The following is a 25,525-nucleotide window of genomic DNA, read 5'->3' as shown; positions in this document are numbered from 1 at the left end:
GCGGGGGGGTCGCTGTCCGGGCTCGGGGTCGGGGGGGGGGGGGCGCGCGGGGCGGCGGGGCGCCCCCCCCCCGCACCGCACACCGCCGGTCAGTCGCGCCGCAGGCGCCATGCCGCACGGGACCCGGCCCGGTCCGGCACCGGCTCGATCTGCCCGGCGTCCCGCAGCCGGTGGAAGACCCGCTTCATCCGGTTCTCGGAGGCGATGCCGGTGATCCGGCGGGCGATGCGGTTGGGGATCTCCGGGTTGGACCGCAGGTACTGGAGCACCAGCTCCTCGGGCCGGGCGAGCGGGGTGTGCTCCAGCACCACGACGAAGGCGTTCGCCTCCACGGAGAACCGCGGCTCCTTGAGTTTCGCCGCCTTCATCGTGCTCAGCACGGTGTCCAGGCCCTCGCCGATGTCCTTGTTCGGCGGGTCCGGGTACTTGTTCAGCAGCCGCACGATGGTGGGGTTGCGCGCGAAGCGGTCCGTGAACAGGTTGTCCGGCGTCATATGGCCGGGCAGCCGGCCCGGACTGCGCACCTCCACCCGGTTGTCGAAGACCGAGATCAGGATGTCGTCGGAGAGGTTGTAGTCCCGGTGGATCACCGCGTTGACGATGATCTCCTTCAGCGCCTCCGGCGGATAGGCCATCGGCGACAGCGAGCCGTCCGGGCCCAGCACCGGCACCGACTGGACGATCCGGGTCACCGCGGCCAGCGTCCGGTCGATCAGCAGCCGCGCCGGCCCGTCCACCGTCGTCGGCGCCGACTTCAGGTGCCGCCGGTCGGGCACCTGCTCCCCGGTCTCGTACCGGGCTATCTTCACCGAGCACTTCTTCGGTACGACGGCGGGCGGCTCCGCGGCGAACAGCACGGCGCCCGCGACGGTGGCCCGCGACCCGCCGCGGTCCACCAGGCGCTGCCGGCGCACGAACCGCTCGGCGCGGGTGCGTGGACTGTAGCGGCCGAGGAAGACGCGCAGCTCGTCCTCGTCCCGCAGCTCCTCAAGGGCGTAGTCGCGCAGCAGCTGGTCCTCGTACGACCGGGCGCCCTTGGACAGCGACAGGTCGGTGATCTGCGTCCCCTTCAGCCGCCGCGACTGGGCACCGCGGCGCTGCGGCACCTCGCCACGGGCGGTCTTGTGCACGTCCGGGCTCTTGTGGACGGTGACCAGACAGACCCAGCCCAGCTCCGCGCGCCCCTCGATCCGCAGGAACTCGATGTCGTACGGCACCGGTGGCTCCACCTGGTCGACCATGGCCTGCTGGACGAAGTTGGCGTCCTCCAGCGAGGCGAAGCCGCGCCACCGGGCCAGCCCGCGCCCGCTGCGCGGGTCCTCGATGCCGACGGCGAACTCACCGCCCTCGGCGTTGGCCAGGGCGGCGGCGATGACCTGCACGACCGCCCCGCCGCTGCGGGCGCTCTTGAACTCCCAGAAGTGGTCCTCCTGCCGGGCGAGGATGTCCGCCGCCTCGGCCCGGGAAATGCTGCGCCCCTCCACCCACGGCCTCGTCTCGCTCGCAGGGCTGTGCCCGCACCACCGGCCGCGCACGCGGACCGCTACCCAGGTCATGCCCGCCGGGCGCGGGCTCACTCCTCGGCGTACGTCGCCCGCAGCTCCTCGCGCATCGACCGCTGGAAGGCCGTCACCAGCGCCTGCACCACCATCGGCTGCATGTGCGCGGAGAGCGACTTCATCGACTCCACCTGCTCGGGGTCCGACTCGCGTTCCCGGTAGGGGCCCCACACCTCGTCGTGGAAGAGCCGGGTCAGCTCGCGCGCCGCGGAGCGGGTGTGCTCCTGGACGACGGTACGGGCGGCGAGCAGCGTCTCCAGCGCGACCGGCACGTCCAGCAGCCGGATGCCCAGGTGCAGGACGGCCGGGTCGACCCGGAACGCGTCGGGGTCCGCGGTGCGCTCCAGGACGTCCATCGCCGCCAGCCGGTCGATGTCGTCCTCGCTCAGTGCCCGGCCCGCCCGGCGCTCCAGATGGGCCCGGGTCGCCTCCTCGGCGGAGTCCGGCGACCAGGAGGCGACCAGCGCGCGGTGGATGGCGAGGTCGTGGGCGCTGAGGTCGTCGGGCAGCCGGGCGAGGTAGCGCTCGATGGCGGCCAGGGTCATGCCGTGGTGCTGGAGTTCCTCGATCAGCGCGAGCCGGGACAGGTGGGCGGCGCCGTACCGGCCGACGCGGCGCGGGCCGATCGCGGGCGGGGGGAGCAGGCCGCGGGTGCTGTAGAAGCGGACGGTGCGTACGGTCACGCCCGCGCGGGCGGCCAACTCGTCGACGGTGAGCGTCGGTTCTTCCCCGGTCCCGGTGGCCATGCCGCGCCTCACTTTCCTCGCTGCGTCCGCGCGCGTGCCCGCGCCCCCTGTGTCCGCCGCGTCCCGTAGCGCGGTCCGTGTTCAACAGTATTGCTGTCTCACCAGCCCTGTGAAACCTTCCGGAGGGTGTGGAGCGCCAGGAAGCCGGTCCCAGGACGGCGCCCGAGCCTGTCACCCGCGCCCGGCGCCCCGCTCGATGGTGAAGGGCGATTTCCGGCCACCCGAGACCGGAACGCGACGCCGGTCCCGCTCTCCTGGGTGAGCGGCGTTGACCGGAGCGTGGCGAAATACAGACCTCATGGACATGACCGCGAGAGGTTATTCCGGGCATACCCGGGTGAATTATTGATGGCTCATACATGGTGTGATCCGGAACACAGACGAGGGGGCGGCTCTGGGGGAAGGTGTGCCGTCGGCCGGACTCCACGTGACCCGTGGGTCCGCAGACGGCTCCATCGCCTGCCCGAAAGCGAGATGAACCAGCTGTGAGCACGGAAACCGTCCAGGAAGACGCCCACAGGCCACCGGACGGGGGGAAGGCGTCGACCACCCAGGACGCGGGGGACGCCGGATACAGCAAGGGCCTCAAGGGCCGGCACATCAACATGATCGCGATCGGCGGGGCGATCGGCACCGGCCTGTTCCTGGGCGCCGGCGGCCGGCTCGCCTCCGCCGGACCCGCGCTCGCCGTCGCGTACGCGGTCTGCGGCCTGTTCGCGTTCTTCGTCGTACGGGCCCTGGGCGAACTGGTGCTGCACCGCCCGTCGTCGGGCTCCTTCGTCTCCTACGCGCGGGAGTTCCTGGGGGAGAAGGGCGCGTACGTCGCGGGCTGGATGTACGTCGTCAACTGGTCCACCACCGGTATCGCCGACATCACCGCGATCGCCCTCTACACCCACTACTGGAGCCTGTTCACCGCCGTCCCGCAGTGGGTGATGGCGCTGATCGCGCTCGCGGTGGTGCTGGCCGTCAACCTCATCTCGGTGAAGATCTTCGGTGAGATGGAGTTCTGGTTCGCGATCATCAAGGTCGCGGCGCTGGTCGTCTTCATGTTCATCGGCATCTTCCTGCTGGCCACCCAGCACCCGGTCGGCGGCGAGACCCCCGGCCTGAGCCTGATCACCGACCACGGCGGCTTCTTCCCGAGCGGCCTGCTGCCCGTGGTGATCGTGCTGCAAGGTGTGGTCTTCGCCTACTCCGCCGTCGAACTGGTCGGCGTCACCGCGGGCGAGACCAGCGAGCCGGAGAAGGTCGTGCCCAAGGCCGTGAACTCGATCATGTGGCGGGTCGGCGTCTTCTACGTCGGCTCGGTGATCCTGCTCGCGCTGCTGCTGCCGTGGAACAAGTACACCGGCTCCGAGAGCCCCTTCGTGACCGTGCTCTCCAACGTCGGCGTGCCGGCCGCGGGCGACGTGATGAACCTCGTGGTGCTCACCGCCGCCATGTCCAGCCTGAACTCCGGCCTGTACTCGACCGGGCGCATCCTGCGCTCGATGTCGATGGCGGGCTCGGCGCCGAAGTTCGCGGGCCTGATGAACCGCAACCAGGTGCCGTACGGCGGCATCATGCTCACCTCGGCGGTGTGCGTGCTGGGCGTCGGCCTCAACTACCTCGTCCCCGGCAAGGCGTTCGAGATCGTGCTGAACATCGCGGCGCTCGGCATCATCAGCACCTGGTGCACGATCATGGTCTGTCACATGGTCTTCGTCCGCCGTTCCCGCGAGGGCCTGGTCGACCGCCCGCGCTTCCAGCTGCCGGGCACCCCCGTCACCGACATCGCGACCATCGCCTTCCTGCTCGGCGTCATCGTGCTGATGGCCTTCGACAGCGAGGGCGTGGGGCAGCAGACCGTGATGCTGGTGCCGGTCATCGGCGCGGCCCTGGTCGTGGGCTGGTTCGCGATCCGCGGGCGGGTGGGCCGCATCGCGGCCGCACGCGAACGGGACGCGGCGGCGGCCCGGGGGCCGCTCGACCAGGGATGACCGTACGGCCGGGGCCGCCCGGCCGGAGGTGACCGTACGGCCGTGCCGCACGGCCGGGGCGGCGGGCGGACGCGGGACTCCTCCGGGGCCCGCGACCGCCCTTCGCCGTATCCCTCCGGCCGGGACGCCCCGTCTTTGGCGCTCGCCGGTCAGCCGAGGCGGTAGTCGGACCAGACACGGTGCGTGCCGTCGGTGTCGACCGCCATGCCGCCGGCGCCGGATATCCCCGCCAGGGCGCCGGTGCCGCTTGAGGGCACGACGGTGAAGAACTCCGCGGTGCGGTCGCTGCCCGACGTCGTCGCCGAGTGCGCGAAGTTGAAGGAGCCCGCCTGTCCGTGCAGCGAGCCTTCGAACGACTCCATGGCAACGTAGGTGCCCACGCCGGTCGTCTGGTCGAAGGCGGCCGTGAACAAGGTCGCCGAGCGCCCGGCGACCTCTCCTTCGAAGTGCTTCTCCATCGTCGCGACACCGACCGGCAGCCCGGTGGACACCGCCGGATCGGGCTTCAGTCCGGTCGGGACGAACGCTTTGACGCTGAAGGTTCCCGTAGCTCTCATGTGCCGACCGTACCGAGGGGGTCTGACAATCAAGGCGCCCCGCACGTCCTCGCCGCCGAACACGGCTGCCGCGTCCGCCTAACGGCCCGTGGCAGGGGCGGCCGGGCACATGACCAGGGTTCTCAGGAGCCGACCCCCGTCTTCGCCGACCGCTCCGCCTGGGCCGCGCGGTCGGCCGCGCGGCGGATGATCGTGGTCAGTACCGTGACCACACAGGTCAGGGCGACCGAGACCAGGGTGGTCCACATGGTGGCGCGGGCGTAACCGGCGGCGCTCGGTGCGTCGCCGGACAGGGCGAAGAAGGCCGCGCCGATGACCGCGACACCGGCGGCGCCGCCGAACTGCTGCGCGGTGGTGAGCACCCCGGCGCCGATCCCGGCCCGCTGCGCGGGCACCCGGACCAGCGAGGCGCCGATCAGCTGCGGGAAGGTGAGCCCGTTGCCCACCCCGGCCACCGCCATGGCGACGACGACCCACGGCAGCGCCCCGCGGTCCGGCTGGAAGTGGAGTACGAGGGTGAGTGCCGCCAGTCCGGCCACCGTGACGACGCTGCCCAGTTGCAGGATGCGCAGGCCGAAGCGCTGGACCAGCGGACGGCTGAGCAGCGCGCAGCTCGCGAAGCACACACCGGTCGGCGCGAAGGCCAGACCGGCCTGCAGCGGGCCCAGTCCGAAACCGCCCTGGAGCAGCAGCGTCAGCGTGAACATCACGCTCGACCAGTACGCCATGAAGGCCGCCCCGGTCACCACCCCGGCGAGGTAGGACCCCTCGCGGAACAGCGTGAGGTCCAGTACGGGATCGCCGCCGCGGGCGGTCAGGGCCCGCTGCCAGTACACGGTGGCCGCGCCCACCGGGACGGCGGCGGCCAGGCAGATCCAGGTCCAGGCCGGCCAGCCGGCGGTGCGTCCCATGGCGAGCGGTACGAGCACCAGACCCAGCGTCAGGGCCATGCCGCCCGCGCCGGGCAGGTCCAGCCGGGACCGCCGGGCCGGGCGTACCGAGGGCAGGAAGCGCAGGGCCAGCAGGGCGGCGACCGCGCCGATCGGCACGTTGATCAGGAACAGGACGCGCCAGCCCAGCCCGAGGATGTCGGCGTCCAGCATCAGCCCGCCCAGCACCTGCCCGGCGACCGAGGCCGAGCCGCCGGCCACGCCGTACCAGGCCATCGCCCGGCCCCGGGCGTGCACCGGGAACGACGCGGTGATCGTCGCGAGCACCTGCGGCACCATCACCGCCCCGGCGAAGCCCTGCAGCAGCCGCGCGCCCACCAGCTGGGCCGGGTGGACCGCGATGCCGCACAGCAGCGAGGTGACGGCGAAGGCGATCAGCCCCGCGACGAACGTGCGCCGGTGACCGAAGAGGTCACCGAGCCGACCACCGGTGATCATGCCGCTGGCGTACGCGAAGGCGTAGCCGCCGACGATCAGTTCCAGTGCGGCGGGCCCGGTGTGCAGGTCTCTTTCGAGCGAGGGGGCGGCGACGTTGACGACGAAGAAATCGAACTGCGCCATGAACCAGGCGGACAGCAGCACGGCGAGCAGCGGTCCGGGTCGGGGGGCGGTGGCGGGTGTGGGGGAGGGCCGTACGGGGGTGGCCCGTGGATCAGCTGATATCTCGGTCACGCCAGCATCCTGGACTCACTGTGTCCAGGAGGCAAACGGCCGCCGGACGGGCCGCCCCGCAACTCCCGTGAAAGCACAGCCCCGTGCCCGGCAGGCCGCTTCCGCACGGGGTGTACCCAGGTACACCCCGGCCCGGCAGCCAGACGCAATGGCAGCGGCCCCGCCGGGCGGCATCGTCGGTGTCATGCGAAGGAAACCTGCCGACATCAAGGCGATGACCTTGTTCATCACCGTTGCCTTTGTCGCGGCCGGAGCGCTCGGCGCGATCCAGCCCGCGACCGGGATACCCGCCGAGGTCATCCAGTTGACACAGTTCGGACCCGCCCTCGGAGTGGGGCTGGCCGCGCTGCTGTGGCCGTCGCGGGTACGGGAACTGCTCGCCGGCTCCGGGCCGGGCCCGGGTGGCCGGGGAGTGCTCCTGCTCGTCACCGCGCCGCTGGTCATCGCGCTGAGCGTCGCCGCGTACACGGCGCTCACCGGAGACCCCCGGTTCACCCGGCCGGACGCCCCGTTCGCGCTGATCGCCGTGGCGCAGCTGATCGGCGCGTGCGGCGAGGAGATCGGGTGGCGCTGCTTCCTGCAACCGCTGCTGCGCGCCCGCTTCGGCCCTCTCACGACATCGGTCGTGGTGGGCGTGGTGTGGGGCTCCTGGCACGTCCAGATCTTCGCGCGGCACCCCCTGTACGCGGCGGCGTTCGTCACGATGGCCGTGTCCATGTCGGTCGTGATGGGGTGGGCCCTCGAAGGGGCGCGGGCCGTCAGGCTGCCGCTCGCGGGAGGCTTCCACGCCCTGATCAACCTGGGCCTGCTGCTGTTCATGGACGAGGAGTCCGGCGCGGTGCTGCCGATGGCGCTGTTCGGCGCCTCGTGCCTGGCCGCGGCGGGACTGTGGACGTGGGCGGGCGTCCGCCGGGCACGGGCATCGGCACAGACGCAGGCATGGGAACCGGCTCAAGGCCGGGCACAGACGCAGGCCCGGGTACCGGCTCAAGGCCGGGCACAGGCCCGGGTACCGGCACCGGCGCGAGCCCGGGCCCGGCTACAGGCCCCGGCCAGGATCTCCCCGATAATGGACGATGTTCGATAAGCCACGTACGTTCGCTTCCCGCGCCGGTATCGCCGTCGCCCGCTGCCAGCTGGCGAGCCTCGACGCCGTCGCGGTGGCGGCGGTGGGCTCCCTGGTCGTACTCGCCCTGCTGCTGGTGCCCGTGGGTGTGGGGTTCCGGCTGCTGCCGCCCGCCGCGCGGGCCCTGCGCGTCCTGTCCGGCCGCGCCCGCTTCCGCGCCGAACGGTGGACGGGCGTCCGGATCGCCGCACCCGAGCCCCTGCCCGTGAACCGTGCCCGAAGCGCCCGCAGGAGGTCGGGCGCGATCATCGCCGACGAGGGGTTCTGGCGCGACCTGGCGTGGGCCTGGCTGGAGCCGGTGACCGGCGGGCTGCTCGTCGCCGTCCCCCTCGCCCTGATCGAGTACGGGGCGTTCGGCGCGCTGGTGCAGCCGTTCGTCTGGCGGGTCCTCGACGACGGCAACTGGTACGCGTTCGTCCCCGTGCACAGCACCCCGACCATGTTCGCCGCGCTGGTGCTGGGCCTCGCCCTCATGACTGCCGGGCTGCTGGCCGCTCCCGCCGTGCTCCGGCTGCACGCCCGGGTGAGCCGTCCGCTGCTCTCCGTACCGCGTGGTGTCCGGCTCGCCCGGCGGGTCGAGCGCCTCACCGACACCCGTGCCCGGGTCCTGGACACCCAGGCCGCCGAACTCCGCCGCATCGAGCGGGACCTGCACGACGGGGCGCAGGCCCGGCTGGTCGCCCTGGGCATGACGCTGGACCGCGCCACCCGCGTGCTGGAGACGGACCCGGCGAGGGCGCGCGAACTCCTGCTGGACGTCCGCCGCACGTCCGAGGGGGCCTTGCAGGACCTGCGCGACCTGGTGCACGGCATCTACCCGCCGGTCCTCGCCGACCGGGGCCTCGGCGACGCCGTCCGGGCGCTGGCCCTCGACAGCTTCCTCGACGTGCGCGTCGAGAGCCGGCTGCCGCGGCACCTCCCGGCGCCGGTCGCGTCCGCCGCGTACTTCGCGGTCGGCGAGGCGCTGGCGAACGCGGCGAAACACTCCGGGGCCCGGGAGGCCGCCGTCGTCCTGACCCACGAGGGCGGCCTGCTGCGTGCCACCGTCACGGACGACGGCCGGGGCGGCGCGGACCCCGCGCGGGGGACCGGGCTGACCGGCGTGCGACAGCGATTGGATACCTTCGACGGCACACTCGACCTGCACAGTCCGCAGGGCGGGCCCACCACCGTGACGTTGGAGATTCCGTGCGCGTTGTCCTCGCCGAAGACCTCTTCATATTGAGAGACTGGCTGATACGGACGCTCAAGGAGCACGACTGCGAGGTCGTCGCGGTGGACAACGGTCCCGCTCTGCTGCGCGAGCTGCTCGACGAGGGCGGCCCGGGGCCGGATGTCGCCGTGGTCGACGTGCGGCTGCCGCCGACCTTCACCGACGAGGGCCTGCAGGCCGCCCTCGAAGCCCGTCGCCGGCGCCCCGGCCTGCCGGTCCTCGTCCTCTCCCAGTACGTCGAGCAGCTGTACGCGAACGAGCTGCTGGCCGGCGGCGAGGGCGCCGTCGGGTACCTCCTCAAGGACCGGGTCACCAACACCGAGCAGTTCATCGACGCGGTCCGCCGGGTGGCGGCCGGCGGCACGGTGATGGACCCCCAGGTCATCTCCAAGCTGCTGTCGCGCAGCGACGCCCGCGGCATGATCGGTGAGCTGACCCCGCGCGAGCGGGAGGTCCTCGAACTGATGGCCGAGGGCAGGTCCAACGCCGCCGTCGCCGTCGGCCTGCACATCAGCGAGAGCGCCGTCGCCAAACACACCGCGAGCATCTTCGGCAAGCTCCGGATCAGCCCGTCCGCGGACGACAACCGCAGGGTGCTGGCCGTGCTGGCCTACCTCAAGCGCTGAGGGGACGACGCGGGGCGGCCGTGCGGCCGGTCACCCGGCGGCGCCCACCACGGGGTAGTGGTCCGAGAGGTTGGTGTAGGTGTAGTCCGTGCCCCAACTCGACACGGTCCAGGGCGCGGACCGCTCCTTGACGACCTCGTTGCGCCAGCCGGCGGGCCGGACGTGGCCGCGGCGGTGCAGGACGTGGTCCAGGTCCTCGCGCGGGTCGTCCGGGTAGCGGTACGCCGCGACGGAGTTCTCCCGGGTGTCGAAGGAGTACGGGTGGCCCGTACGCGCGTCCGCCGCCACGAGGCCGGCGTCGGTGAGCAGGGAGGCGAATTCGGCGCTCCGCGAGTCGACGTTCAGGTCCCCGGCGACCATGACCTGTTCGTTTGCCGGAATGTGCTTCGCGTCCAGGAAGGCGTCGATCTCCTTGAACTGCTTCGCCCGGACCGCGGCCGCTTCACCCGCCTTGCAGCCCGGGTCGGTGGACTGGGTGTGCGTACCGACCAGGTGCACCTTGGCGCCGCGTACGTTCAGCACGGCGTAGGCGAAGCCCTTGTTCGACCAGGAGTCGGAACCACAGGCGTCCTTGAACACGTACTGCTCCTTGCGCAGCACCGGCCACTTGCTCAGCAGCGTGACCCCGCCGTCCTCGGGTGTGGCGGCGGAATAGGCGCCGCCCGTGGCGTCCCAGCCGCTCTTCCCGCGCCCGACCACCGGCGTCTGATACGGATACCGGTCGGCCGCGGCGGTCTTGAGGGCCTCGGAGGAGGAATTGTCGAAGGCCTCCTGGAGTACGACGACGTCCTGACCGCGGAAGAAACCGGCGGCCGCGATCTCCTTCGCCCGGTGGTCCTGTCCCCAGTTGGGGTAGAGGTTCCTGCTCATCAGGAAGACGTTGTACGAGAGCACGTCGATCCCGGGCACCTCGGCCCGCGGCGCCTGTGCGGCGGCGGCCGGGGCAGCCGTGACGAAGCACGCGGTGGCGGCCAGTCCGACGGCCACCGTGGCGGCGAAGGCCGCTCCGTGAGCGCGGCGTGGCGTGCGGTGCGGCATGAGAACTCCTGGTCGCGTGAGGGGCGGGGATGATCTGCCGCACATCGAATCCAGGCGTACTTACTTGCGAGCGGCCTCCGGGTGTCGCGGAGATGGAGGGGAGGTGGCGCGAGCGGTGGGGCCCGGCGCGTCGTGCGCCGGGCCCCTCCGCTTCACAGGTCAGTGCTGGTGACCGTGGTCGTGCACGTGGTTCGTCGCCTGGATCGACTTCCAGGACTTCGGCTGGGCCGGTGCCTTGGCCGGGGCGGCCGAGCGGGCGCCGAAGGCCGACTTGAGCGCGGTGGCCGAGGGCTTGACCGGCTGGAACAGCCAGGTGTCGAACAGCTCGGCGAGCGGCTTGCCGGTCTTGCTCTCGGCGTACTTCACGAAGTCCTGCACCGAGGCGTTGCCGTACTTCTTGTCCGTGGGCCAGGACTTGAGCAGCCCGAAGAAGGCCCGGTCGCCGACCTTGTTGCGGAGCGCCTGGAGGGTGAGCGCGCCCCGGTCGTAGACCGCGCCGTGGAACTGGTTGTCCGGGCCCGGGTCGCCGGGCTTGACCTTCCAGAACGGGTCGTCGGCCGGGTGCTGGGCGTAGACGTAGTCGGCCAGCTCCTGTCCGGTGCCCTCGCCCTCCTTCTCCGACCACAGCCACTGGCTGTAGCGGGCGAAGCCCTCGTTGACCCAGATGTCCTTCCAGTCCTTGACCGAGACACTGTCGCCGTACCACTGGTGCGCGAGCTCGTGCACCACCACGGAGACGTTGGTGCCGTTGGCGAACGCCTCCTTGCCGTAGAACGGGCGGGTCTGGGTCTCCAGCGCGTACCCGGCCGGCACGTTCGGGACGTACCCGCCGACGGAGTTGAACGGGTACGGGCCGAAGACCGATTCCAGCCACTCCGTGACCTCGGCGGTGCGCTCGATGCTCGCGCGCGCCGAGCCCTCGTAGGGGCCGAGGTCGGTGCTGACGGCGTTGATCACCGGCAGGCCGCCGGCGGTGGTGTCCTTGGTGATGTCGAACTTGCCGACCGCGAGCGTGGTCAGGTACGGCGCCTGCGGCTTGTCCGAGCGCCAGTTGTAGCGCGTCCAGCCGAGCTTGGAGGACTGCGAGAGCAGGACGCCGTTGCTGAGCGTCTGGTTGCCGTCCGGCACCGAGACCGAGATGTCGTACGTCGCCTTGTCGGTCGGGTGGTCGTTGCTCGGGAACCACCACACGGCGGAGTCCGGCTCCTGCGCGATGACCCCGCCGTCCGGCGTGCGGTGCCAGGCGGAGTAGCCGTCGATCTTCAGCTCGGACGGCTTGCCCGCGTAGCGCACGACGACGCTGATCTGCTTGCCCTTGGGCAGCGGCGCCGCCGGGGTGACCTCCAGCTCGTGCTTGCCGGAGGTGGCGAAGGCCGCCTTCTTGCCGTTGACGCGTATCTCGCTGACCTTCAGGCCGAAGTCCAGGTTGAAGCGGCTCAGGTCCTGCGTGGTCTTGGCGAGCAGCGTCGCCGTGCCCTCCAGCAGGTCCGTCTTCGGCTGGTACTTCAGCCGCAGGTCGTAGTGGGAGACGTCGTACCCGCCGTTGCCGCTCTCGGGGTAGTAGGAGTCGCCCGCGCCCGGAGCGCCGGGTGTGTAACTGGCCGCGGAAGCCGGGATCGCCAGCAGCAGGCTGAGGGCGGCCGCACCCGGAACGATGAGTCTGTGACGCACGAAATCCTCCAGCTTGTAGGGGAGGTGAGCCCTTCGGCTCGTCATCTCTTCGGTTCTTCAGACCCTATGTACTGGGAAGCTGCCCGTCATGTCCATGGCCTCAGCTGACACATGATCGACATCAGGACGACACGGAGCACACCGTTCCGCCCCGGAACAGCGCTCCCGCGAGCCCCTCTTCGCCCGCCTCCGCCAGGCGCACTCTTACGCACAGGAGTTCCCCCGCGCTACCGTCCGCCCCGTGACCAAAAGCGCGCGGTTGTCCCGCATCCCCTGGAAAGCGCTCGTGGCGGCGGTCACCGTCGCCCTGTTGACCACGCTCACCGGACCGGCGTCCGCCGCCCCGGCCGCCTCCGGCGAGTCCAGACCGGTGTACTCCTACGACCGCGCGATACGCGAGTCGGTCTGGGTGGACACGAAGATCGACGGCGACTCGGACGGGCGGACCGACCGGGTCGCCGTCGACATCGTGCGGCCGCGCGAACCCGCGCAGCAGGGCCGCCGGGTCCCCGTGATCATGGATGCCAGCCCGTACTACTCCTGCTGCGGGCGGGGCAACGAGAGCCAGAAGAAGACCTACGACAGCGCCGGAAAGCCGGTGCAGTTCCCGCTTTTCTATGACAACTACTTCGTGCCGCGCGGCTATGCGGCGGTCCTCGTCGACCTGGCCGGCACCAACCGCTCGGACGGCTGCGTGGAGGTCGGCGGGCGCTCCGACATCCAGTCCGCGCGCGCTGTGGTCGACTGGCTCAACGGCCGGGGGCGCGCCTACGACTCCCGTACCGGCGGCAGACGCGTCGCCGCCGGGTGGTCCAACGGCGACACCGGAATGATCGGAAAGAGCTGGGACGGCACCATCGCCAACGGCGTCGCCGCCACCGGCGTCGAGGGCCTGAAGACCATCGTGCCGATCGCCGCCATCTCCTCCTGGTACGACTACTACTTCGCCAAGGGCGCCCCGCTGTACAACTCCGGTCCTGACGCGCTGGCCGACCGCGTCGACAGCCCCGAGGCGCGCCTGCGCTGCGGCGCCGTGCAGAAGAAGCTCGCCGAGGGCGCGCCGCGCACCGGCGACTGGACGCGGCTGTGGACCGAGCGCGACTACGTCAAGGACGCGGAGAACGTCACCGCCAGCGTCTTCGCCGTCCACGGGATGCAGGACCTCAACGTCCGCACCAAGCACTTCGGCCAGTGGTGGGACGCGCTCGCCGACAACGGCGTCGAGCGCAAGGTCTGGCTCTCCCAGACCGGCCACGTCGACCCCTTCGACTTCCGCCGGTCCGCCTGGGTGCCCACCCTGCACCGCTGGTTCGACCACTACCTGATGGGCTACGACAACGGCATCGACGACGAGCCGATGGCCGACATCGAGCGCGCCCCCGACCGGTGGACCACCGACCGCGTCTGGCCCGCGGCCGGCACCTCGGCCACCACCGTACGGCCGCGCAACGGCAGCGCCCCCGGTGTCGGCGAACTCGGCACCCGGCGCGCGCCGCACGGCGCCACCGAGACCTTCACCGACGACCCGCGGCTGAACGAGGCCGACTGGGCGGCGCAGATCGACACGTCCACCCCCGCCAAGGCCGGCTTCACCACCAAGCCGCTGGCCCAGCCGCTGCGCCTGTCCGGCTCCGGCAAGGTGACCGTCACCGCCACCCCCAGCACCGCCACCGCCCACCTCTCCGCCGTCCTGGTGGACCTCGGCCCCGACACCATCCGCAACTACGGCGCCGCGGGCGAGGGCATCACCACCCTCGCCGACCGCACCTGCTGGGGCGCGAGCACCGCCGGTGACAGTGCTTGCTACAAGGAGACCAAGGCGAACACCGTGCAGGTCGGGCACACCGTCTTCAGCCGGGGCTGGGCCGACCTCGGCAACTGGGCCGACCCGGGCAAGGGCCGCCCGCTGACCCCCGGCAAGCCCTACACGATCACCCTCGACCTGGCCGCGAGCGACCACGTCGTACCCGCCGGGCACCGGCTAGCGCTCATCATCGCCGGAACCGACGCCGACCTGATCGACCCGCCCTCCACCACCCCGCGCCTGACCCTCGACCTCGCCCGCACCGACGCCCGCCTGCCCGTCGTCGGCGGCGCCAAGGCGCTGGCCGCGGCCACGGCGGGGACCGGCGTGAAGGCCCGCGTCGCACCGGCGCCGAAGGACGGCGTCCGGCCGCCCGTGCCGAGCCGCATACCGGACGTGCGCTGACCGTACGGCGGGGGCCGGGGCAGCGCGCCCCGTCCCCCGCCGTACCCGCGCCCGCCCGCCCGCTTCCACCGTTCGCCCCACCGACCGACACCGGAGGCACCCCCTCGTGACACCCCTCTCCCGCGGCCTCGCCTTCGGGGCGCTGGCCGCCGCGCTCACCACGACCCTGCTGGCCTCGCCGTTCGCCACGCCCGCCGGGGCGGCGGGCCCGGACCTGCCCCGGACCGGCTTCGAGACCAGCAAGGGCGCCCGCTGGACCACCCAGCCGGAGGAGCGGGACTTCCTCGCCGCCGTGGACCGGGCGAGCGAACGGGTCCGTACGGACCGGATCGGCACGACCGCGCAGGGCCGCCCGATCCGGCTCGTACGCATCGGCGCGCCGGCACCGAAGCCCGCCGACGCCGTACGGCACGGCAACACGGTGCTGCTCATCTGCTCCCAGCACGGGGACGAGCCGTCCGGGCGCGAAGCGTGCCTGTCCACGGTCCGCGACCTCGCCTTCGCCGGGGACCGGGCCACCCGGCGCTTCCTGGAACGCACCAGCGTGCTGGTCGTACCGACCGCCAACCCGGACGGCCGGGCCGCCGACACCCGCGGCAACTCCGCCGGGGTGGACATCAACCGCGACCACCTCGCCCTGCGGACCGCCGAGGCCCGCGCGCTGGCCGCCGTGCAGCGCGACTACCGCCCGGACATCGTCTACGACCTGCACGAATACGGGCCGACCGTGCCCTACTACATGAAGGACCTGCTGTCCCTGTGGCCCCGCAACCTGAACACCGCCCACGCGGTGCACCGGGAAGCAACCACCCTGTCCGAGGAGTACGTCCGGCCCGAGGCCGCCGATGCCGGTTTCAGTACCGGCATCTACGGCATCTGGACGGACCCGGAGACCGGCGATCCCGTCAAGCAGGTGGCCGGCGACGGCCAGGAGCGCATCCTGCGCAACACCGCCGGGGTGAAGAACTCCGTCGGGCTGCTCGTGGAGACCCGGGTGGACGCGCTGACCGACGCCGAGAAGGCCGACCCGGCGCTGAACAACCGCCGCCGGGTCACCTCGCAACTGGTCGGCCTGAAAGGCTTGTTCGAATTCACCGGTGAGCGCCGGGCCCGGATCGAGTCCGCCACGGCCCGCGCCCGGCTGGCCGGCTACGCCGACCGCGGGCCCGTCTATCTCGCGGGCGCGGACAACGAGGCTCCCGCGCCCGGCAAGGTCCTCACCGACCCGCCGTGCGCATACCGCCTGGACGCCAGGCAGTACGCCCAGGTCAAGGACGAACTGGTGCTGCACGGGGTGACGTTGCGCAGGACGGGGAACGGCGGGGCCGTGGTGCCGCTGCGCCAGCCGCTGCGCGCCCTCGTCCCGCTGCTGCTGGACGGCCGGGCCGAATATCACCTTACGGCCGCGACTCCGCTCAAGGGCTGCTGAACGCGTCCCACCGTGTGGTAGGGGGTAACGGGTAGGGAAAAACTGGCCAATTGAAAGGTCGACACGTGTCGGACACAGACAAGGACGCGGGCGGCGGAGGAGGTGCGTCGGTCGTGGCGGACCTCCCCGGCGAGCCGCACGGCACCGGCCCTCCGCAGACCGACCGCGTGGTCTTCGGCGTCACGGCGCTGCTCACCCTCGCCTTCATCGTCTGGGGTGCCACCTCCACCGAGTCGCTCAAGAGCGCCTCGTCGACGATGCTGGACTGGGTCATCAAGAACGGCGGCTGGGCCTTCGTGCTCTCCGCCTCCGGCTTCGTGGTCTTCGCCATCTGGCTGGCCATCAGCAAGTACGGCCGGATCACGCTCGGGAAGGAGGGCGAGGAGCCGGAGTTCCGTACGGTGTCCTGGGTCGCGATGATGTTCAGCGCGGGCATGGGCATCGGCCTGATGTTCTACGGAGTCAGTGAGCCGCTGGGGCACTTCGGCACCCCGCCGCCGGGCACCGATCCCAAGGACGCCGCGCAGGCCATGGACACGGCCCTGGCCACCACGCTCTTCCACTGGACGCTGCACCCCTGGGCGATCTACGCGGTCGTGGGGCTGGCCATCGCGTACAGCTGCTTCCGGCGGGGGAGGCGGCAGACCATAAGCGCGGTGTTCACCCCGCTGATCGGCAGGCGGCGCGCCAACGGCTGGGGCGGGCAGGTCATCGACATCCTGGCCATCTTCGCCACGCTCTTCGGCTCCGCGGCCTCCCTGGGGCTCGGCGCGCTGCAGATCGGCAGCGGGATCAAGGTGCTCGGCTGGATGGACAAGGTCAGCACCACCCTGCTCGTCGTCGTCATCGCCGTACTGACCGTCGCCTTCATCCTGTCGGCGGTCTCCGGCATCGCCCGGGGCGTCCAGATGCTGTCCAACATCAACATGGTGCTGGCGCTGATCCTGGCCGTCTTCGTCTTCGTCGTCGGGCCGACCATCCTCATCCTGAACATGCTGCCGACCTCCGTCGGCACCCTGATCGGCGAACTGCCGCAGCTCGCCGGCCGGACGGAGGCCAGCAGCGGGGACAAGGTCGGTGACTGGCTGCGCGGCTGGACGGTCTTCTACTGGGCGTGGTGGATCTCCTGGACGCCCTTCGTGGGCATGTTCATCGCCCGGATCAGCCGTGGCCGTACGATCCGGCAGTTCATCGGCGGCGTGATCCTCGTGCCGAGCGTGGTGAGCCTGCTGTGGTTCGCGGTGTTCGGCAGCTCGGCGATGCATCTCCAGGACACCAAGAAGCTCTCCGGCGAGACCACACCGGAGGGGCAGCTCTTCGACGTGCTGCACCAGTACCCGGCGGCCACCGTCACCAGCATCCTGGTCATGATCCTCGTCGGCATCTTCTTCGTCTCCGGCGCGGACGCCGCGTCCATCGTGATGGGCACGCTCTCCCAGAAGGGCTCCTTCGAACCGACCAGGCTCGTGGTGGTCTTCTGGGGCGTGGTCACCGGCGCGGTCGCCGCGATCATGCTGCTGATCGGCGGCGGTTCGGGGGACGCCCTCACCGGGTTGCAGAACCTGACGATCCTCGTCGCGGTGCCCTTCACCCTGGTGATGATCGCGATGTGCTGGGCGCTGATGAAGGACCTGCGCCGCGACCCGCTGATCGTCCGCGGGCAGAAGGGCGAGGAGGTCGTCGAGCTGGCCGTCATCGCGGGCCACGAGCGCTACGACGGCGACTTCGAGATCCGTATCGGCCCCGGCAACGGGGTGGACGGCACCGGCGCCGGACCGGCGGGCGCGGCCGCCCCGGCCTCCGAGGAGGGCAAGCCGTAGCACCGGCCGGGCCGGAGTGATCCCAGGGGGAGGGCCGGCGGGCGACCGGCCCTCCCCTCACCGCGTCCCGCCGCCCGCCAGACGCACCACCTCGTCCGCGCACCCCCACGCCACCGTCACACCCGCCCCGCCGTGCCCGTAGTTGTGCACACACAGCGCGCCGCCCGGCAGCCGCTCCGCTTCCAGCCGCACGGCGGCGCGCGCCGGGCGCAGACCGACCCGGTGCGCCAGGACGCGGGCGTGTGCCAGCTTCGGGTGGACGCGCGCGCAGCGCTCCACGATCGCGCGGGCGGTCGCCGGGTCCGGCTCGCGCGACCAGGCGCCCTCGCGGGCCGTACCGCCGAGAACCACCCCGTACGGCTGCGGCAGGATGTACGTCGTCGCCTCGGCGTGCGCGTCGGCCGAACCGAACCACTCCTCGACGCCGGGGTTCTCCGCGATCACCAGCTGTCCCTGTACGGGCTGGACCGCCGGGTCCGGGACCAGCTCACGGGCGCCCAGCCCCGAGCAGTTGACGACCGTGCCGGCCTCCCGCCCCGCCTCCGCGAGCGAGGTGAACGGCCGGTGCTCCACCGTGCCGCCCGCCGCCGCCAACCGCCGTTCCAGGTACTGGAGGTGGGACGGCATGTCCACCAGTGGCGTGCGGGCGCGCCAGCCCCCGCCGTAGCCCGGCGGCAGCTCGTCCGGCGCGGCCCGCCGCAGCCCCGGCACCGCCGTGTGCCAGCCGTCCGGCTCCGCGTTCCCGTCGTCGGCCATCGTGCCGGTCACCAGCCGTACGCCGGTCGCCGCCGGACGCGCCGCCAGTTCGGTGAGCACGTGCAGGGAGCGCAGGGACCAGGCCACGGCCCGCTCCTCGGGCCGCACCCGGTAGGGCCAGCACAGGCCGCCCGCGACCGCGGAGGTGGTGTCCCGGGCCGGGTCCCGGGTGACGACCCGCACCTCGCGTCCGCGCTCCGCCAGCCCGACGGCGGCCGTCAGGCCGATCACCCCGCCGCCGATCACGATCACATCGCTCGTCGTCATGCCTGGACGCTATCCGGTGCGCCCGCCGGGGGCGACGGCTCCGGCGGGGCATCCGCGCCGGACCCGGCGGACCGGCCGGCGCGGCCCGTACACCGCGGGGCCACGGGGACGGTACGGGGCGACCGGGCCGCCAAGGAACGACCGGGCGGACGCAGCACGACCGGGCCGATACGGAATGGGCCCTTCCCTGCGAATTGCCCGGCGCCGGGCTCTTATCGGCGGTTGCGTGGGGATACTCAGGACATGTCTGCGCACCACGCGACCTTCGGACTGGCGCCCGCGACGCGCGCCGGAGCGATCCTGTCCAACGGCGCGTACGAAGTCCACCGCGACTTCTTCGACTTCATCGTCGACGGCAGACCGCTCCTGCTGCGCCTGGCCGACCTCGACGCCGTATCCCCGCTCGCCGCCGACCTCGGGCCGTCCCTGTTCACGGCGCACGTCCGGCGGCTGCTCCTGGAGGAGGACGCTCCGCTCGCCGACGGGCGCTATGTCCTCTACGGCTGTCCGGAGTGCGAGGGCCTGGAGTGCGGCGCGGTCACCGCCGTCATCGAGCGCGACGGCGCGGACGTCGTCTGGCGCGACTTCGCCTGGCAGACGGGGGAGACCGCGGACCTGCGGCGCGACGGCTATCCGGGCATCGGCCCGTTCCGCTTCGACGGCGCGCAGTACCGGGCCGCACTGGAGGACTTGTTGTACGACGGCGGGCCGGGGCAGGGCGCCACCGCCCGGCGGGTCCTGCTGGTCGGCCAGCGGGTCGCGCTGCCCGCCCGGCTGGCCGCCGCGCTGCGCGGCATAGGCATCGGCGCGGAGATCACCCGGGACGCGGCGGGTGCTTCGCCGGACGAGCTGCGGTCGTACGGAGCGGTGGCCTTCGGCAGCGCGGTGCGGGAGGCGGAGCGGGACGCCGTGCGGGCCGCGTTCGCGGCGGCGGGTTCGTCGGCGGTCTTCGTGGACCTGCCGGTGCCGGTCGTGCCGCTGCTCGTCGCGCGGATCGAACAGGCCCTGGACCGCTGTCCGCAGGATCAGCGGCGCCTGCTGCGGCTGGCCGCGGTCCGCGGCGAGGTCACGGTCGAGACGGCGGTGCCCTGCCGGCTCGGCGTCACCGCGTACCGCGTGGACCGCCTCTCGCGTACGCGGACGGCGGAGCTGTTCGCGGGGCAGGTCGAGGCGGGCACGCACCGGTTGGCGGTGGACGCGCGGGCGACGCGGGGCACGGCGTACGTCGTCGCCCGGACGAGCGGGAGCGTGCTGGTCGCGGCGGTGGCGGGGGAGCAGGCGCGGCGGTGACGGGTACGGGCGCGGGCACGGCCGTGGGGCGGCACCGGGCGCGGGGTGTGCCGGGGAGCGGGCGGGGCGCGGCCGCGGGCCGGTGGGGCGCCGGTGTGCGTTCGGTGCGGCTGAATGTGATCTTGACATTCCCGTAACCCGCCCGTCCCGGCGCGTACGAACGGGACCTTAAGGTGGATGTCAGCACCGTCGGCCGATGACGCCCCTCGGACATCCGCACCCGTCCCGGGCGCTCCGCGCCCACCCCGTTGCCAGGCAGTACGTCCCGATCCATACGGGTACGTACCCATAAGCCCGCCGACACCGTCATCCGCCGTACCAAGGAGGCTCATGCCCCGCGCTCCGCGCGCCGTGCCCACGTGGCTCGCCCACCCCCTGCGCTGGCAGCGGCTGCCCGTCCCCTGGGCCGCCGTGGTCCGCGGCGCGCTGTGCGCGGGCCCGCTGCTCGCCGCGGGCCTGGCCACCGGCCACCCGGCGGCCGGCGTGCTGGCCGGCCTCGGCTCCATGCTCGCGGGCGTCAACGACCGCCCCGGCACCCGCCGCCGCGGCATCGTGCACATCGGCCTGCCCGCCCTCGCGTCCGCGCTCGGCATGCTGGCGGGCGCCACGCTGCAGACGGTCGGCGCGGGCTGGTGGGTGGTCCCCGCGCTGTTCGTGGTGGGCTTCGTCTCGGGCGCGGGCAGCGTCGCCGGACCGGTGCGGTCCAACGCGGGGATGCAGATGCTGGCCAGCACCATCCTCGGCGCGGGGATGCCGCTGTCCGGCGCCCCGTGGGCCAAGGCCCTCTACCTCCTGGCCGGCTGCCTGTGGCTGCTCCTGCTGCGCCTGGTCTTCCACCCGCCGCGGCCGGCCGGCGGGCCGCTCAGCGGCGAGCGGGCGGCCGTCGCCACCGTCTTCGACGCCCTCGCGGACGCGCTGCAAGCCGTCGGCGGGCCGGGCGCGGAGGCGGCCCGCCGACGGCTCACCGCCGCCCTGGACCGCGCCGACGAGGCGCTGCGGCTGCGGCGCCTGCTGCGCCGCCGCCCCCGCCCGGACGAACGGCTGCTCGCCGAGCGGCTGGCCGCGGCCACGGCGCTGTGCGAGGCCAGTGTCGCGCTGCTGTGGGAGGCGCAGCCGCTGCCGGACCGCGTCGCCGAGGGGCCGCGCCGCTTCGCCGACGCGCTGCGCACCGGCCGGGCGCCGGGCCGGCTCCCCGCGCCGGAGACCAGCTCCCCGGCGCGCGGCGCCTTCGACCGCGCGCTCCTGGACGCCGCGGTGGTCTTCGCCCGTACGGAACCGGTGGACGCCGCCGGGGCCGACGGCGGTCCCGCCGCGATCTCCGGGGCCGTGCCCGCCACGGAGCCCGAAGCCGGGACAACCCCGGGCCCCGAAGCCCGGAGCGCCGAGGAACCCGCACCCTCCAGCGCCCCGGAACCCGGAGCCGGAACCGCCGGGGAATCCGGAGCGGCCCCGCGCCGGCCGGCGCCCCGGCGCCAACGCCACTCCGTCCTCAACTGGATGATCGCGCTGGTCAGCCCGCGCACCCGGCAGGGCCGCAGTGTCCTCGGCCCGGCCGGGCGCGACTACGGTCTGCGGGTCGGCCTGTGCATCGCGGTGAGCGCGGCGGCGGCCCTCGCGCTGCGGGCCGAGCACTGGTACTGGCTGCCCGCCACCGTCACCTTCCTCGTCAAGCCCGACCTGGGCCCGCTCTTCTCCCGTACGGTCAACCGCTTCGCCGGCACCGTCGCCGGCGTCCTGGTCTTCGCGGCGGCGGGGGCGCTGCTGGACGGCTGGTGGTGGCCCGCGCTGATCGCCGGCGCGGGCGGCGCGCTGCTGCCGTTCGCCACCCGCCACTTCGCGCTGCAGACCGTCGCGATCACCCTGATGGTGCTGTCGTTCGTGCACGTCAGCGGCGATCCGCAGGCCGCGCTGGAGCGGATCGTGGACACCTCGGCCGCCTGCGCCGTCGTGCTCGTCGTCGGCCACCTGCCGCGGCTCGCCGATCCGCGCCGCCGCGTCGGCCACCGCGTCACCACCGCGCTGCGCGCCACCGGCGCGTATCTGGGCGAGGTGCTGAAGACCGAGCCGGGGCACGACCGGGGCGAGCGGCTGGTGCTGCGCCGGGAGGCCTACCGGGCGCTGGGTGAGGCCCGCGCGGCGGCCGAGACCACCGCCGCCGAACTCCTCGCGGCGCGCGGCCGGGGTCCCGACTGGCTCACGGTCGTCACCACCGCCGAGCGCATCGTCGACGCGGCGACGGCCTGCGCCGTACGGCTCGACCACGGCGCCCGCCGCCCGACCGGGCAGGAGGCGCGCCGGCTGGGCGAGGCGCTGACCGCGATGGCGGACGCGCTGGAGGACCCGGGCCGTCCGGGACCGCCCGCGCTCGCGGCGCAGATCCCGCCCGTACCGGGCTGTGCGACGCTCACGGACGTGGCCGCCGAGCTGGAACGGATGCGCGGCTTCGCGGGCGCGGCCTGACCCCGCCGGACGCCGCGCGGGCCGGGTCCGGGCCCGGCCCGGCCTGAACCGGACCGCAGCGGGTACGCGTGCCCGGACGGGCGCCCGCGCGGCTGCCGCCGGGCCGCCACCCGCTTGGCACGCCGGGCAGGACGGCGGCGCCGGGCCGGTGCGGTACTGGAGAAGCCGGGCGGCACCGCCGCGGCGCCACGCACCACCGATTCCAGCGCGAGCCGGGAGCCAGCATGGACGACATGTCGAAGAACCGCCCCGAACGGGAGCGCAGGGCACAGCACGCGGCGCAGGAGGCCGCCCCCGCCTCCCCGGACCGCAGCGCCGGAGAGGCCGCCGGCGTCGGGGAGAGCTATGTGTCGCAGGAAGACGGCCGCTGGGTCAGCCACGTGGGGCACCCGGGGACCGGAAAGCACCGAATTCGCCCCGGCCGGGTTGCGGGGGCGGAGGCGGAGGGTTTTGCTGCCCGCCCTTGCGGCGGGGACCGGCCCGAACCGGTCCCGGCCGCCACCGGATCAGCGTCCCCCGCGCTCCTTGCCCAGCAGGCCCGCGCGCCGCAGCGCGTCGGCCATCGCGCCGTTCGCCGGGGCCGCGTCCCGCTGGCCGCCGCGGCGCTCGTTGCCGCCCTGACGCTGTCGCGGGGTGCCGCCGCGCCGCTGCTCGCCGCGGTCCGGCCGGTCTCCGCGCCGGCCGTCGCGCGGGGCCCCGGAGCGCTGTCCGCCGCCGTCCACGCCGCCGCCCTTGCCGGGTTCGTCGTCGAGGCGCAGCGTCAGCGAGATCCGCTTGCGCGGGATGTCGACGTCCAGCACCTTCACGCGCACGATGTCGCCGGGCTTGACCACGTCACGGGGGTCCTTGACGAACGTCTTCGACATGGCCGAGACGTGCACCAGACCGTCCTGGTGGACGCCGACGTCGACGAACGCCCCGAAGGCGGCGACGTTCGTCACCACGCCCTCCAGGAGCATCCCGGCCGTCAGGTCGCCGATCTTCTCCACGCCCTCCTTGAAGGTGGCGGTCTTGAAGACCGGGCGCGGGTCGCGGCCCGGCTTCTCCAGCTCCTGGAGGATGTCGGTGACGGTCGGCAGGCCGAAGGAGTCGTCGACGAAGTCGGCCGGCTTCAGCGAGCGCAGCGCCGCCGTGTTGCCGATCAGCGAGGACACCTCGCCGCCCGCCGTCTTCACCATCCGGCGCACCACCGGGTACGCCTCCGGGTGCACGCTGGACGCGTCGAGCGGGTCCTCGCCGTCGCGGATGCGCAGGAAGCCCGCGCACTGCTCGTATGCCTTCGGCCCGAGCCGCGCCACGTCCTTGAGGGCCTTACGGGCCGTGAAGGGGCCGTTGGTGTCGCGGTGCGCGACGATGTTCTCGGCCAGCCCGGAGCTGATGCCGGACACCCGCGACAGCAGCGGCGCGGACGCGGTGTTGACGTCCACGCCGACGCCGTTCACACAGTCCTCGACCACCGCGTCCAGCGAACGCGACAGCTTCACCTCGGACAGATCGTGCTGGTACTGGCCGACGCCGATCGACTTCGGGTCGATCTTGACCAGTTCGGCCAGCGGGTCCTGCAGACGGCGCGCGATCGAGACGGCGCCGCGCAGCGACACGTCCAGGTCCGGCAGTTCCTGCGAGGCGAAGGCGGAGGCGGAGTACACCGAAGCGCCCGCCTCGGAGACCATCACCTTCGTCAGCTTCAGCTCGGGCTGCGCCGCGATCAGGTCGGCGGCCAGCTTGTCCGTCTCGCGGGACGCGGTGCCGTTGCCGATGGCGATCAGCTCGACGTCGTGCTCCCGGGCCAGCCGGGCCAGCGTGGCCAGCGACTGGTCCCACTTCTGCTGCGGCACGTGCGGGTAGATCGTCTCCGTCGCGGCCACCTTGCCCGTCGCGTCCACGACGGCGACCTTCACGCCCGTACGGAAGCCGGGGTCCAGGCCCATCGTGGCGCGGGTGCCGGCGGGCGCCGCCAGCAGCAGGTCGCGCAGGTTGGCCGCGAAGACCCGTACCGCCTCGTCCTCGGCGGCCTGCCGCAGCCGCAGCCGCAGGTCGATGCCGAGGTGGACCAGGACGCGGGTGCGCCAGGCCCAGCGCACGGTGTCCTTGAGCCACTTGTCGGCCGGCCGCCCGCGGTCGGCGATCTGGAACTTGTGGGCGATGGACTGCTCGTAGGACGTGGTGCCCTCGGCCGGCTCGGTCTCCGGCTCCAGCGCGAGGTCGAGGATCTCCTCCTTCTCGCCGCGCAGCATCGCCAGAATCCGGTGCGACGGCAGCGCGGTGAAGGGCTCCGCGAAGTCGAAGTAGTCGGCGAACTTGGCGCCCGCTTCCTCCTTGCCCTCACGGACCTTCGCGGCGACCTGGCCCCGCGACCACATGCGCTCGCGCAGCTCGCCGATCAGGTCGGCGTCCTCGCTGAACCGTTCGGTCAGGATCGCCCGCGCGCCCTCCAGGGCGGCGGCCGGGTCGGCGACGCCCTTGTCCGCGTCCACGAACGCCGCCGCGGCGGCCGACGGCTCCACCGAGGGGTCGCTCAGCAGGCCGTCCGCCAGCGGTTCGAGGCCCGCCTCGCGCGCGATCTGCGCCTTGGTGCGCCGCTTGGGCTTGTAGGGCAGGTAGATGTCCTCCAGGCGGGCCTTGGACTCCGCGCCCCGGATCTGCGCCTCCAGCGCGGCGTCCAGCTTGCCCTGCGACCGTACGGACTCCAGGATCGCGGTGCGCCGCTCCTCCAGCTCCCGCAGGTAGCGCAGCCGCTCCTCCAACGCGCGCAGCTGCGCGTCGTCGAGCATCTCGGTCGCTTCCTTGCGGTACCGGGCGATGAAGGGCACGGTCGAGCCGCCGTCGAGCAGTTCGACCGCGGCCTTCACCTGCCGCTCCCTGACGCCGAGCTCGTCGGCGATCCTCGCTTCGATGGTCCCGATGGTCCCGGACGCCCCGTTGGCCTCGGTGGATGCCGTCACGTTGATTCCTGCCCCGCCTTCCAGCGCTTGCTTGAGCCTGCATTGTGCAGGTTGCCGGGCCGCACTGTCGCGCGACCCGGGCCGCCGCGGCCAGGTGTGAGAAGCCGCACGCACCGGGGAGCGGTCCGCGCGGGGCTCGCGTACCCGCACGGGACGGGCGGGGCGGGAGGTTTCGCGCGCCGGGGGCCGCGGGCCGCCGGGAAGGCCGC

Annotated in this window: 17 protein-coding genes; 9 read left to right on the top strand and 8 right to left on the bottom strand. The window is 73.0% G+C overall.

The features are described 5' to 3' along the window. Positions 1 to 89: 89 nt before the first annotated feature. Together ACFV57_RS33755 and ACFV57_RS33750 are read right to left on the bottom strand one after the other, a co-directional pair. Entirely contained in the window at positions 90 to 1,484 is a 1,395-nt protein-coding gene (locus ACFV57_RS33755) for an ATP-binding protein (RefSeq protein ID WP_385240015.1), read from the bottom strand. Positions 1,485 to 1,573: 89 nt separating this feature from the next. Beyond that, positions 1,574 to 2,305, bottom strand: coding sequence for a MerR family transcriptional regulator (locus ACFV57_RS33750; protein WP_385240013.1), 732 nt, complete (start codon positions 2,303 to 2,305; stop codon positions 1,574 to 1,576). Between the two features lie 485 nt (positions 2,306 to 2,790). Between ACFV57_RS33750 and ACFV57_RS33745 the strand changes: the two genes are divergently transcribed. Then, positions 2,791 to 4,287, top strand: coding sequence for an amino acid permease (locus tag ACFV57_RS33745; RefSeq protein ID WP_385240012.1), 1,497 nt, complete (start codon positions 2,791 to 2,793; stop codon positions 4,285 to 4,287). A gap of 149 nt (positions 4,288 to 4,436) precedes the next feature. On the opposite strand, the gene ACFV57_RS33740 is transcribed toward ACFV57_RS33745, so the two are convergent. Together ACFV57_RS33740 and ACFV57_RS33735 are read right to left on the bottom strand one after the other, a co-directional pair. Then, on the bottom strand, positions 4,437 to 4,844 hold the full coding sequence (locus tag ACFV57_RS33740) for a DUF3224 domain-containing protein (protein ID WP_385240010.1): 408 nt from the start codon (positions 4,842 to 4,844) through the stop codon (positions 4,437 to 4,439). 122 nt (positions 4,845 to 4,966) lie between these two features. After that, positions 4,967 to 6,466, bottom strand: a complete 1,500-nt coding sequence (locus ACFV57_RS33735) for an MFS transporter (protein WP_385240008.1) — start codon at positions 6,464 to 6,466, stop codon at positions 4,967 to 4,969. A 184-nt stretch (positions 6,467 to 6,650) separates the two neighbouring features. On the opposite strand from ACFV57_RS33735, the gene ACFV57_RS33730 reads away from it, so the two are divergent. From ACFV57_RS33730 to ACFV57_RS33720, 3 genes are read left to right on the top strand one after another with little or no spacing between them, the layout of a single operon-like run. Next, positions 6,651 to 7,553 (top strand): CPBP family intramembrane glutamic endopeptidase, encoded by a 903-nt coding sequence (locus ACFV57_RS33730; protein WP_385240006.1) that lies wholly within the window; start codon positions 6,651 to 6,653, stop codon positions 7,551 to 7,553. Then, positions 7,543 to 8,817, top strand: a complete 1,275-nt coding sequence (locus tag ACFV57_RS33725; protein WP_385240004.1) for a sensor histidine kinase — start codon at positions 7,543 to 7,545, stop codon at positions 8,815 to 8,817. Before ACFV57_RS33730 ends, ACFV57_RS33725 begins: the two co-directional genes overlap by 11 nt. Beyond that, the gene (locus ACFV57_RS33720) at positions 8,781 to 9,431 is read left to right on the top strand and encodes a LuxR C-terminal-related transcriptional regulator (protein WP_385240003.1); all 651 of its coding nucleotides are present in this window, start codon (positions 8,781 to 8,783) and stop codon (positions 9,429 to 9,431) included. The genes ACFV57_RS33725 and ACFV57_RS33720 overlap by 37 nt, the downstream gene beginning before the upstream one ends. A gap of 30 nt (positions 9,432 to 9,461) precedes the next feature. Here ACFV57_RS33720 and sph read toward each other — a convergent pair whose 3' ends face one another. Together sph and ACFV57_RS33710 are read right to left on the bottom strand one after the other, a co-directional pair. Then, a complete protein-coding gene (gene sph / locus ACFV57_RS33715) occupies positions 9,462 to 10,469 on the bottom strand; it encodes a sphingomyelin phosphodiesterase (protein ID WP_385240001.1) in 1,008 nt (335 codons plus the stop codon). A 159-nt stretch (positions 10,470 to 10,628) separates the two neighbouring features. Then, entirely contained in the window at positions 10,629 to 12,140 is a 1,512-nt protein-coding gene (locus ACFV57_RS33710) for a M1 family metallopeptidase (RefSeq protein ID WP_385239999.1), read from the bottom strand. 241 nt (positions 12,141 to 12,381) lie between these two features. Between ACFV57_RS33710 and ACFV57_RS33705 the strand changes: the two genes are divergently transcribed. From ACFV57_RS33705 to ACFV57_RS33695, 3 genes are all read left to right on the top strand, one after another. Continuing rightward, the gene (locus ACFV57_RS33705; RefSeq protein WP_385239997.1) at positions 12,382 to 14,349 is read left to right on the top strand and encodes a Xaa-Pro dipeptidyl-peptidase; all 1,968 of its coding nucleotides are present in this window, start codon (positions 12,382 to 12,384) and stop codon (positions 14,347 to 14,349) included. A gap of 106 nt (positions 14,350 to 14,455) precedes the next feature. Continuing rightward, positions 14,456 to 15,778: a M14 family metallocarboxypeptidase gene (locus ACFV57_RS33700; protein ID WP_385239995.1), complete on the top strand. Its 1,323-nt coding sequence runs from the start codon at positions 14,456 to 14,458 to the stop codon at positions 15,776 to 15,778. Positions 15,779 to 15,891: 113 nt separating this feature from the next. After that, complete coding sequence (locus tag ACFV57_RS33695) at positions 15,892 to 17,598, top strand: BCCT family transporter (RefSeq protein WP_385240039.1); 1,707 nt, start codon at positions 15,892 to 15,894, stop codon at positions 17,596 to 17,598. 57 nt (positions 17,599 to 17,655) lie between these two features. Here the strand turns inward: ACFV57_RS33695 and ACFV57_RS33690 are convergent, their stop codons facing one another. Continuing rightward, complete coding sequence (locus ACFV57_RS33690) at positions 17,656 to 18,621, bottom strand: FAD-dependent oxidoreductase (protein ID WP_385239993.1); 966 nt, start codon at positions 18,619 to 18,621, stop codon at positions 17,656 to 17,658. Positions 18,622 to 18,864: 243 nt separating this feature from the next. On the opposite strand from ACFV57_RS33690, the gene ACFV57_RS33685 reads away from it, so the two are divergent. Together ACFV57_RS33685 and ACFV57_RS33680 are read left to right on the top strand one after the other, a co-directional pair. Further along, positions 18,865 to 19,911 (top strand): oxidoreductase, encoded by a 1,047-nt coding sequence (locus ACFV57_RS33685; protein WP_385239991.1) that lies wholly within the window; start codon positions 18,865 to 18,867, stop codon positions 19,909 to 19,911. A 330-nt stretch (positions 19,912 to 20,241) separates the two neighbouring features. After that, a complete protein-coding gene (locus tag ACFV57_RS33680; protein ID WP_385239989.1) occupies positions 20,242 to 22,371 on the top strand; it encodes an FUSC family protein in 2,130 nt (709 codons plus the stop codon). A gap of 506 nt (positions 22,372 to 22,877) precedes the next feature. Here the strand turns inward: ACFV57_RS33680 and ACFV57_RS33675 are convergent. After that, complete coding sequence (locus ACFV57_RS33675; protein WP_385239987.1) at positions 22,878 to 25,316, bottom strand: Tex family protein; 2,439 nt, start codon at positions 25,314 to 25,316, stop codon at positions 22,878 to 22,880. Positions 25,317 to 25,525: the final 209 nt, after the last annotated feature.

The organism is Streptomyces sp. NPDC059788 (genome assembly GCF_042732265.1).
In the GTDB taxonomy this organism is placed as follows: domain Bacteria; phylum Actinomycetota; class Actinomycetes; order Streptomycetales; family Streptomycetaceae; genus Streptomyces.
This window is presented reverse-complemented; position numbering and strand designations above follow the sequence as displayed.